Source organism: Acidimicrobiales bacterium (assembly GCA_035540975.1).
GTDB lineage: Bacteria > Actinomycetota > Acidimicrobiia > Acidimicrobiales.
The window spans coordinates 1-10106 of record DATLFN010000110.1; the positions used below are offsets into that span (position 1 = coordinate 1).

Consider the following 10106-nt stretch of genomic DNA (forward strand, 5'->3'; position numbering starts at 1 on the left):
TGGAGGCCCTCGGCCGCGTCCAGCTTGCGGTGCGAGCCGGTGGCCTCGTCGAGGATCTTGGTGAGGGTCCGCACCACGTGCTCGTCGTCGTGGAACACCTCGTCGTGATAGCCGCTCGGGCCCTTGTGCCTCTTGACGAAGGATGGCGTCGGGGCCGTTGACCATGATCTCCCAGACGTCGTCGTCAGCCAGGAGGGGCTCGAGGGGGCCGTAGCCGGCGACGTTGCGGTAGGCCCGCTCGGCGACCACGGCGGCGTCGGCGATGTCGACCGGGCGCAGCCCCCGCTTGTAGTCCTGCGACCAGCGGGCCACCTCCTCGTCGACCAGCGCTCGCAGGCGTGTGGCGCCCTCGGGCATGGCCATGTCGAGCGCCACCTCCTTGGCCCGCTCCTGGACGGCGCGCTCGACCTCGAGCAGGGGCGAGACCGTGCTCACGCCCGTCGCCCGCCCCGAAGGTCCGACATCCGTGCTCCCCGCTCGCGCCGGTGGTGTTTCGCCCGTTCTGGCGGGCACCGTCGTAGTCGAGTGGCGGGCGCGAGGTCAAGAGGCACTTCGATGTTTTCCATGACGGAGAGCCCGACGAAGGCCCTGGGGGGCCCGGTGGCCGAGCGGCACGGCGAGCACCGGGGCGTCGTCCTCGCCCGCCCGGTCGTCGGGAGCGACGCAGGAACGACCAGATGGTCGCGCCCACGGGTAGGGCAGGCGGAGGTGGCCGCGCCGCCGGCACCACGCGTCCCACTGAGGATGCGATGATTCCAGGGCAGCGAGCAGGAGGCTGAGCGGGTGATCGGGTTCGTCGTGTTCGGGTTGGTAGTGGGGGTGATCGCTCGGCTCGTCGTCCCCGGTCGTCAGAACCTGAGCCTCGGGATGACGCTGGTCCTCGGGCTCGTCGGCTCGGTCGTCGGGGGCGTCGTCGCCAATGCCATCGGTACGGGTGACGTCTTCGAGCTGAACGTCATCGGCTCACTCGTCGCCATCGCCGCCGCCGTGCTCCTGATCATCGCGGGAGACCGCCTCGGAGTTCTCACCAGACGTTCACGGCGCTGACCGCCCGGCCGCGCCGGCGTTGACGCACCGGTCCCACTGGTGACGTCTTCCGGCGCTACGGGCGGCGGTAACCCTTCGGGAGGGGCGGATCGGTGCACACCTCGGCGGTGTCGGTGTGCTCCCAGCGAAGGACGTCGAGCGGATCGTCGCCTGCGGGGTCGACGGCCGGGGTGACCGGCTGGTGGGCGAAGAGGGCGCCGCGGCTTCTCGCCGGCAGGACGAGCACGTACGGGAAGTGGTCGCACGCCGCTCCCATGAGGGGCTGGGGCGTCGGCCCCGCCGCCTCCACCGCCGCGTCGCAGCCCCGCAAGCGGTCGAAGTCCCAGAGGGCACGCACGTCGTCCACATAGGCGAGGAGGGCCGCCCGTGTGCGGCCGAGGGCGCACACCGATCGGGCCGCGTCGCGCTCGTGACGCACGAAGGTCGCCGCCGTGCGGTTCGGGACGTCGCTCGCCGTGGGGTCCTGGTAGGCGAAGGAGAGCATCTGGGCCACGACGCAGGCGATCGCCAGGGGCAGGAGCTTCGGACGGCTGACGGCGCCCACGCCGGCGGTGACGGCGACCAACGGAGCCACCCACACGAAGAACCGAGCATCCAGCCACGAGGGCGCCGCCGGCCAGGCGGCGAGAACGGTGACGCCGATGCCGATCGACAACGACACGAACCACGGGCGGGACCGCAGCGCCGTCCAGGCGGCGGCAACCAACACCACCACGCCCGGCACCGCGATGCCACCGAGAAGCGTGGCGGCAAGGCTGATCGGAAACGCCGGGTCGAAGTCGTACCGGGGCGGCCTGGTGAGGCCATCGGCGATGGCCGGCCACTGGATGAGAGGAACAGCCCGGTACCGAGCAGCACGCCCCCCGCACATCCCCATCGATGCGACCGGGCACCGGTCGGCGACGTCGCCACCGCGACGGCGGCGATGCCGCTCGCGGTGACGCCGAGGAACAGCGCGTCGGGTGACGTCGCCATCCACACGGCGGCGGGGAGCAGCGAAACGAAGGGCGCGACGAGCCGGGCGGCGGCCTCTCCGACGACGTGGCGGGTCGTGACGACGACGGAGACGGCGGCGAGGCCGACCGCGGCCAGGACCAGGGCGGCGGCGGGGCCCGACCCGCCGAGCCCGACTCGATCGAGGGCCCACAGGATCAGCACCATCCCCGGCGGATGGCTCTTGACATGGGTGGCCTCGTGCGGGAGCCTTCCACGAAGGTGCGCAGGAACTCGGCGGGAGATTCGACGAGCGGCACCCATCGCAGGTACTCGTAGCGGCTCTCGAGCGGCGACGTGAGTGCGGACGCGCCGTCGACGAAGGACAAGGCGACGGCCCATGCCACCGCCAGCGCGAACGTCGCCGCGAGCATCGAGTGCCAGCGGAGGCGGGAGGCGGCGCCGATGGCGTACCGGACCGCCGACATGGCGAGGACTACCACGGGGAGGAGCCGCCAGGTGACCCCGAGGCGGTAGCCGCCCATGAAGGGGGGCGCCCGTACGCGCGAACCCTCGCCCGCGCCGCCGACGCCCCCCCACAACCCGGCGACGAGGATCAACGTCACCCCGAGCGCGAGGACGGCGACGGGCGAAACCCGATCCGGTGACCCGTGCTCGAAGCCGTCCTCGGTGCCGGTGCCGGCGTCGACAGGGGCCGACGACGCGCCACCGGTGCAGGCCATCGGCTCCGCACGTGGCCCGACGGTTCCCGTGCCGAGGTTCTGCGGTTTCACCCCGCCGGGGACGAGCCCGGCGGCCTACGCGCCGGGGTCGTCCAGGCGCCCCGCACCCGACGACACGGCGGTCGTCGCCGAGGTGATCGTCGCGAATGCAGAAGAGCGGATGCGAGTTGGCGCACGAGCCGCCTGCCCCCGAAAGACTGTCGCCTTATTCGTACAAAACTTGCACAGACGACGAGACCGTACAAGGAGCCTTCCTGCCGGTGATGGTCGCCGCAAACCGGAGGCGAGAGCCGACCCGTCCGACCGGGACCGCCGTCACGCGGCGGCGGGCTCGGTCGCTCCGTCCGGCATCGAGAGCGCCGGACACGAGCACTGCCGTCAGCACCGGTGGCGCAGCACCTGGTTCGATTCGTGCAGCCTGGCGCATCTGATGGCCGCCCTCTCGACATGGCGGCGACGGCGGCGGCGTGACGCCTCCGCGTCGAGGTGGTTGCGCCGAGCACCTTCGGCCGCTACCTTCCCAGGCCTCGGAGCATCTAGGGGGACGGAAACATGCATGTACGGCGCCTTGTGTGCGTCCTGGCCGTCGTCGCGCTCGTCGCCGCGGGGTGCGGGGACGACGACGACGATACGGCGGGGGGCACGACCGACACCTCGGCCCAGGACGGCGGCACGGTGACCGTGAACGTCGACGCCGACGTGGACGACCCGCAGTCGTTCTACCTCGGGTACTTCCCGGGCACCGTGAAGGTGAACCCGGGCGACACCGTCGTCTACAAGTCCAACTTCACCGGCGAGCCCCACACCATCACGTTCGGGTCGTTCATCAACCCGGCCATCCAGGCGTTCGAGAACGCCACGCCCGAGCAGCTGGCGGCCGACGAGCCGCCGCCCGAGTTCGAGCCGCTCTTCAAGTACGCCATGCTCCCGGAGGGCCCGGGCGACGCCAACCAGGTGTCCGCCAACCCCTGCTTCGTCACCACCGGCGCGCTCCCCGAGGACACGACCCAGCCGTGCACGAACCGGGAGCCGGCGCCGTTCACCGGCAAGGAGGTCTTCTACAACTCCGGCTTCCTGGGGGACCAGGAGGAGTTCGAGCTGACCCTGGCCGACGACATCGCTCCGGGCGTCTACAAGGGCTTCTGCATGCTCCACTTCACCGAGATGATCTCCACCATCGAGGTGGTCGCCGAGGGCGAGGAGGCGACCACCGCCGCGGAGGCCGAGGCCCAGGCCGACCGGGAGCTGGAGCCGCTCGTCGCCAAGGTCAAGGAGGCGCACGAGAAGGCGGCGGGCGCCGCCGACGCCGGGACGGTGGTGGCCGGCGACCCGCCGGGCGAGGAGGAGCCCGAGTCGTCCGGGCCCCCGAAGCCGAACACGAGCGCCGGGCTCGCCGAGTTCACGCCCAAGGAGATCTCGGTCGCCTCGGGCGGGTCGGTGACGTGGAACGTCAACGGTCCGCACACCATCACCTTCAACGCCCCCGAGGACGCCCGCGTCATCATCGGCAAGGGCCCCGACGGCAATACGCACCTGGTGGAGAAGGCGGCCTCCCCGGCGCTGTTCAACGTTCCGCCGCCTCCCGAAGGCCCGCCTCCCGAGGGCCCGCCGCCCACGGCCGACCTGGGGTCGTTCGACGGGAGCGGGTTCGCCAACACCGGCATCCAGTTCGGTGGCGGGTTCAAGGTGACGTTCACGAAGGCCGGCACGTACCGGTACATCTGCACCGTCCACCCGGACATGGAGGGCACGGTCACCGTCACCTGAGCGGAGGACCGCCCGTCGAGCAACGGCCACCAGCCGCCAGTGTCGCGCCCGCTCCGCGCCGTCGTCCTCGCCTTCGTCGTCGCCGCCGCGCTCCCGCCGGGGGCGACGGCGTCCGGCGAGACGACGCGGGCGCGCACGGCACCATCGCCGGCCACCGCGGGCACCACGACCGGCTCCGCCGAGGACCGCGGCCGCGACCACGACGCCGGTGTCGTCGACCACCACGGGCTGGCCGCCGCGTCGTCGGGTGCGGCCCGGAGCGGCCATCAGCAGGGTGAGGGCCTCCCGCTGGCCGCCCAGGAGCCGGACGAGCGCCGGCCGGCGGGCGGGGGCTGCGCTCGTGGGGCGCCCGTCCGGCGGTACGACGTGGTCGCCATCGGCGTCGACATCACCGTCAACCGCTACCTGGACCACGACCCCGAGGGCCGGATGTACGCCCTGGAGGGCGACGTCGAGCGGGTGCGGGCCGAGGAGCGGCGGAACGAGGAGGCACGGGCCACGGGCGCCGAGCCGGCGGTCTCCGTCGGCCTCCAGGGGGACGCCATCCAGCCGCTGACGCTCCGGGCCCGCCCGGGGGAGTGCCTCCGCGTGCGGCTGCGCAACGCCCTGCCGGGGGACGAGGCGGCCAGCTTCCACCTCCACGGGGGTGCTCTCGTGGTCGCCGGAACGAACATCGCGGCCGTCGCCGCCCAACCGCGGGCACTGGCCCGGCCGGGATCGTCGGTGACCTACGAGTGGGCGATCGGCGCCGCCGAGCCCGAGGGAACCCACTACTTCCACAGCCACGGCGCCACGCGGGTGCAGACGGGTCACGGCCTGTTCGGCGCCGTCATCGTCGAGCCCGCGGGCTCGCAGTGGTCGGACCCGCTCACCGGCGAGCCGGCGGCCACCGGTTGGGCGGCGACGGTGCGCACGGCCGGGGGCAGCGACTTCCGCGAGTCGGTCGTCTACTACCACGAGATCGGCCACGAGAACTACCAGCTCCGCGACCGGGCCGGCGGGCTCGTGCCCCTGGTCGACCCCATCACCAGCGCCTACCGCCCCGGGGCGCGGGCACTCAACTACCGCAGCGAGCCGTTCTCCAACCGCCTCGCCCTCCAGCATTCGGTGACCGGCCGCCCCGACGTCTCCCTCGCCTACAGCTCCTACGCCTTCGGCGACCCGGCGACGCCCATGGCCCGAAGCTACGTGGGCGACCCGGTGAAGCAGCGCGTCGTCCACGCCGGGTCCGAGGTGTTCCACGTCCACCACGTCCACGGTGGGGCGGTGCGCTGGCGACGCCAGGTCGGCGTGGACGACAACCGGCTCGACTCCGGGCTCGACAAGCGCCCGCAGCTGCGGGTGGCCGCCTCAGAGCGCACCGACTCGCAGTCTATCGGCCCCTCGGAGACGTTCGACGTGGAGCACGAGTGCGGCGCCGGCGGCTGCCAGCAGTCGGCCGGCGACTTCATGTACCACTGCCACGTCTCGCACCACTACTTCGCCGGCATGTGGTCCATCTGGCGGGTGTACAACACCGCCCAGGACGGGAAGGCATCGACGGACTCGCTCCCCCCGCTGCTCGAGCTCCCCGACCGGGCGGCGCGGGTGAAGCCGGCGGTGGAGGCAGTGGAGCTGGCCGGGACGACCGTCGACTGGTCGGGACGGACGTTCCGGCTGGAAGACGGCGAGCTGGCCGCGTGGGTCGAGCGCCAGCTGCCGCCCCCCGGCGTCCCGCGCGGCTACGACGCGTCGGTCATGGACTGGGCCCGCGACGGCGACCGCTTCCTCAACGAGCCGGAGACGGAGAGGGTGTGGCCGGGCTACCGGGCACGCGCCCCGGGGACGCGCCCGCCGATCACCTTCGACCCGGTGACGGGCAAGCTCGCCTACCCGCTCCTGCGGCCCCACCTCGGTCGCCGGCCGCCGTTCGCGCCCAACCACGGCCCCGCGCCCTTCCTCGACCCCGTGGCCAACGGCCGGCCGCCGCCGGAGCCGGGCGCCAGCGGGCCCGCCAGCCTGTGCCCGAGCGGGACGGAGCGCAAGGACGTCGCCATCAACGCCGTCCCCGTACCCCTCACCCTCAACGCCCGAGCCGGGCGGGTCGACCCGGCCGGGCAGCTGTTCGTGCTCCGATCCGAGCGCGACGCCGTGCTGCGCGACGCCAGCCGGCGCGTCCCGCTCACCATCCGGGCCAACGCCGGCGAGACCTGCATCGACGTGCTGCTGCGCAGCGAGCTGGAGGACAACGCCGACGACCCGTTGAGCAAGGTGGACGTGCACGTCCACTTCGTGCAGTTCGACGTGCAGGGCAGCGACGGCGTCGACACCGGGTTCGGCTACGAGCAGGCGGTCCGGCCGTTCCGCCTCGAGGGGGAGGTCGTGGCCGCGCCGGTCGCCGCCGGCGCGACGACCGTGCGCCTCGGCAACGCCGACCGCTTCCAGGCCGGCGCGGTCGTCGGCGTGGGCATGGACCGCGACGAGACGTTCGAGGTGGGCCGCATCGCCGCCGTGTCGGGCCCGGTGGTGACCTTCGACGAGCCGCTGCGCCACGCCCACACCGCCGGCGAGGTGGTCAGCGCCGAGTTCGTCCGCTACCGCTGGTACCCCGACGCCCAGGTGGGGCCGGCGTTCTTCCACGAGCACGTCAACCCCCTGAACTCGGCCCGCCACGGGCTGTTCGGCGCCCTGGTGGTGGAGCCGCCGGGCGCCTCCTACCACCACCCCGTCACCGGCGAGGAGATCGACAGCGGCACGGTGGCCGACGTCCACAGCACCGAGCCGCTGTCGGTCGACGTGTCCGGCAGCTTCCGCGAGCTGGTGCTGTTCATCCAGGACGACAACCCGCTGTCGCGCGAGGGGAGGTCCACCGGCAGCGCGTACAACCTCCGCGTGGAACCCGTGGAGCGGCGGGGGCGCGACCCTGCCCGGCGGTTCAGCAGCCGGGAGCACGGCGACCCCGAGACGCCGGTGGTGCAGGCGTACCTCGGGGACCCCGTCGTGTTCCGGAGCCTGGTCGGCGCCAACAACGAGATGCACACCCTGCACCTCGACGGCCACTGGTTCCGGACCGAGGCGGCGAGCCGGACTTCGAAGCCGACGAGCACCGCCCACCTGGGGATCTCCGAACGCCTGGACCTGGTCGTGCCCGCCGCCGGCGGGCCCCAGCGCATGCCCGGCGACTACCTGTACTACAGCGGCCGCACGTTCAAGCTGCGCGAGGGCAGCTGGGGGCTGCTGCGCGTCCGCGACCGCTCCCACACCGAGGGCCTGCGCCGGCTGCCGGGCCGCGAGGAGGTCCCCGAGGCGGCGACCGAGGTCTGCCCGCCCGACGCGCCCGGGAAGCGCTTCGCCGTGTCGGCCATGGAGGCGCCTCTGGCGATGCTCGGCGGCACCGGGAAGATCTACGTGCTGGGTTCCAACGAGGCCGCCGTCGCCTCGGGTTGGGCCGCCCCCCAGCCGCTGGTGCTCCACGTCAACGTGGGCGACTGCATCACCGTTGACCTCTCCAACCGCACCGGGGGGCCGGTGTCCTTCCACGCCGACATGCTCGCCTTCGACCCGGACCACTCGGCGGGCGTGGCCGCCGGCCGCCATCCGCCGCAGCTCGCCGAACCCGGAATGGCCCGCACCTACACCTTCTACGCCTCCCCCGAGGTGGGCGAGACGGTGGCGCTCGTGCGGGACTGGGCCGACGTCCTGGTCAACCCGGGGCTCGGCCTCTACGGCGCCATCGTCGTCGGGCCGAAGGACGCCCGCTTCCGCGATCCCTACACGGGGGCCGACGCCTCGCGCTCGTCGTTGTGGCGCGTCGACGTCGTCCCCCCGTCGGGACCGGCGTACCGGGAGTTCACCCTGTTCTTCCAGGACGACGACGAGGGCCTGGGCAACCATCGCATGCCGTACACGACGGAGGTCCGGGGAGCGGTGGGGGTGAACTACTCGTCGGCGCCCCTGGGCCGGCGGCTCGCCTCGAATGCCGACGAGGGTTCGGTCCTGTCGAGCGCCGTCCACGGTGACCCGGCCACGCCGGTGCTCGAGGCGGTGGCGGGCGACCCCGTGCGCATCAACGTGCTCGCCCCCTGGAGCGAGCAGTCGCAGGTCTTCTCGGTGGAAGGCCACCGCTGGCCGGTGGAGCCGGGTCGCGACGGCAGCGCCCTGGCGAGCTCGGTGAAGCTCGGTGGCCTGGAGGCGCTGACGGTGTCCCTCGACGGTGGTGCCGGCGGGACCGGCCGACTGGCGGGCGACTACGTCTACGGCAACCACCGCGAGCCATACCGGGAGGCGGGCCAGTGGGGGGTCCTGCGCGTCCGCCCGTCGACGGCGCCGACGGTGGCGGCGGCCGTCGCGCTCCGCGCGCTGCCGTGCGAGGGGGCGGCCTGCCCGGCCGCCGCCTCGGCGGGCCTGGCGCCGTCGGCCTCGGTCGGCGCCCTCGGCGCCCTCGTCGCCCTCGGCGTGTGGAGCCGCCGGCGCAGGGACCGGCCGAGAGCGCGACCGCCGGGCGCCGCCCCGTTCGCCGCCTGACGTCCGGAGACCTTGCTCGCGCCGGTCAGGCCGCCGGCCGGGGGTCGAAGCGGTAGCCGACGCCCCGCACCGTCTGGAGGAGGGCGGGACGGGAGGCATCGGCCTCGATGTGGCGGCGGAGGCGGCGGACGTGCTCGGTCACCGTGGCGCTGTCCTGCCACTCGGCCGACGATCCCCACACCTCCCGGAGCAGCTCCTCGCGGGAGAACACCCGACCCGGTGCCGCCGACGCCAGGAAGGCGAGCAGGTCGAACTCCTTCGGCGTCAGCTCGATCGCCCGGCCCTCGAGGAGCACCCGCCGCTCGGCCGTGCGGATCACCAGCGGGCCGGCGCACACCTCGTCGTCGGGACGACCACGCACCGATCGACGCAGCACGGCGCGCACTCTCGCCGCCACCTCACGGGCGCAGAACGGCTTGGCCACGTAGTCGTCGGCCCCCAGCTCGAGCCCGAGGACCCGGTCGGCGTCGCTCGACCGGCCGCTCACGATGACGATGGGCAGGTCGGGGTCGGACCGGCGCAGGCGGGCCATCACCTCGAGCCCGTTCATGCCCGGCATCTCGACGTCGAGCAGCACCAGCGCCGGACGGAGGGCGGCGACGGCGTCGAGGGCCGCCTGGCCGTCGGCTGCCTCCCGAACCGCCATCCCCTCCGATTCCAGGACCGTCCGGGTGAGGAGGCGGGCGTCCGGCGCGTCGTCCACGACGAGGACCGTGGGCTGGCCCGCATGGGTGCTCGGGGCTACCGGGGTGTGGCTCACATGGACTAGTTCGTCCTCCGGGCCGCAAACCTTGAACGGAACTCCCGGGTGGTCGGCCCGGCGGTGGCGCTACGCCCGGGCCCAGAGCCGGGCCCCGGCCCCGGCGATCGACACCAGCAGCGCCAGGGCGGCTGCCGCGGCGGGGGCCGGGTCGCCGCCCGAGGAGGGGAGGGAGGCCGTGCCGGGCTCGATGAGCGCGACGTCGCCGGCGGAGCCGGCGGAGAGGACGGCGTCCGCCGCCGCACCGGCCGGCGCACCGGCGGACGCCGTCCTCTCCGCCGGCTCCGCCGGCGACGTCGCGCTCATCGAGCCCGGCACGGCCTCCCTCCCCTCCTCGGGCGGCGACCCGGCCC

The 10106-nt window shown here is 73.7% G+C and carries 8 protein-coding genes; 3 read left to right on the top strand and 5 right to left on the bottom strand.

Going from position 1 to position 10106, the window contains the following annotated elements:
* On the bottom strand, nt 1-435 hold a 435-nt coding region (locus VM242_11605; protein ID HVM05809.1), incomplete at its 3' end, for a hypothetical protein.
* Between the two features lie 348 nt (nt 436-783).
* Here VM242_11605 and VM242_11610 point away from each other — a divergent pair.
* On the top strand, nt 784-1047 hold the full coding sequence (locus VM242_11610; GenBank protein ID HVM05810.1) for a hypothetical protein: 264 nt from the start codon (nt 784-786) through the stop codon (nt 1045-1047).
* A gap of 55 nt (nt 1048-1102) precedes the next feature.
* Here VM242_11610 and VM242_11615 read toward each other — a convergent pair whose 3' ends face one another.
* Both VM242_11615 and VM242_11620 read right to left on the bottom strand, forming a co-directional pair.
* Nucleotides 1103-1762 (bottom strand): hypothetical protein, encoded by a 660-nt coding sequence (locus VM242_11615; GenBank protein ID HVM05811.1) that lies wholly within the window; start codon nt 1760-1762, stop codon nt 1103-1105.
* A 436-nt stretch (nt 1763-2198) separates the two neighbouring features.
* Nucleotides 2199-2723: a hypothetical protein gene (locus tag VM242_11620; GenBank protein HVM05812.1), complete on the bottom strand. Its 525-nt coding sequence runs from the start codon at nt 2721-2723 to the stop codon at nt 2199-2201.
* A 570-nt stretch (nt 2724-3293) separates the two neighbouring features.
* On the opposite strand from VM242_11620, the gene VM242_11625 reads away from it, so the two are divergent.
* Nucleotides 3294-4490, top strand: coding sequence for a hypothetical protein (locus VM242_11625; protein ID HVM05813.1), 1197 nt, complete (start codon nt 3294-3296; stop codon nt 4488-4490).
* A gap of 39 nt (nt 4491-4529) precedes the next feature.
* Nucleotides 4530-8993, top strand: a complete 4464-nt coding sequence (locus tag VM242_11630; GenBank protein ID HVM05814.1) for a multicopper oxidase domain-containing protein — start codon at nt 4530-4532, stop codon at nt 8991-8993.
* Nucleotides 8994-9018: 25 nt separating this feature from the next.
* Here the strand turns inward: VM242_11630 and VM242_11635 are convergent, their stop codons facing one another.
* Nucleotides 9019-9696: a response regulator transcription factor gene (locus VM242_11635; protein HVM05815.1), complete on the bottom strand. Its 678-nt coding sequence runs from the start codon at nt 9694-9696 to the stop codon at nt 9019-9021.
* A 126-nt stretch (nt 9697-9822) separates the two neighbouring features.
* Nucleotides 9823-10106 (bottom strand): hypothetical protein (locus VM242_11640; GenBank protein HVM05816.1); only part of this gene is annotated, 284 nt, incomplete at its 5' end.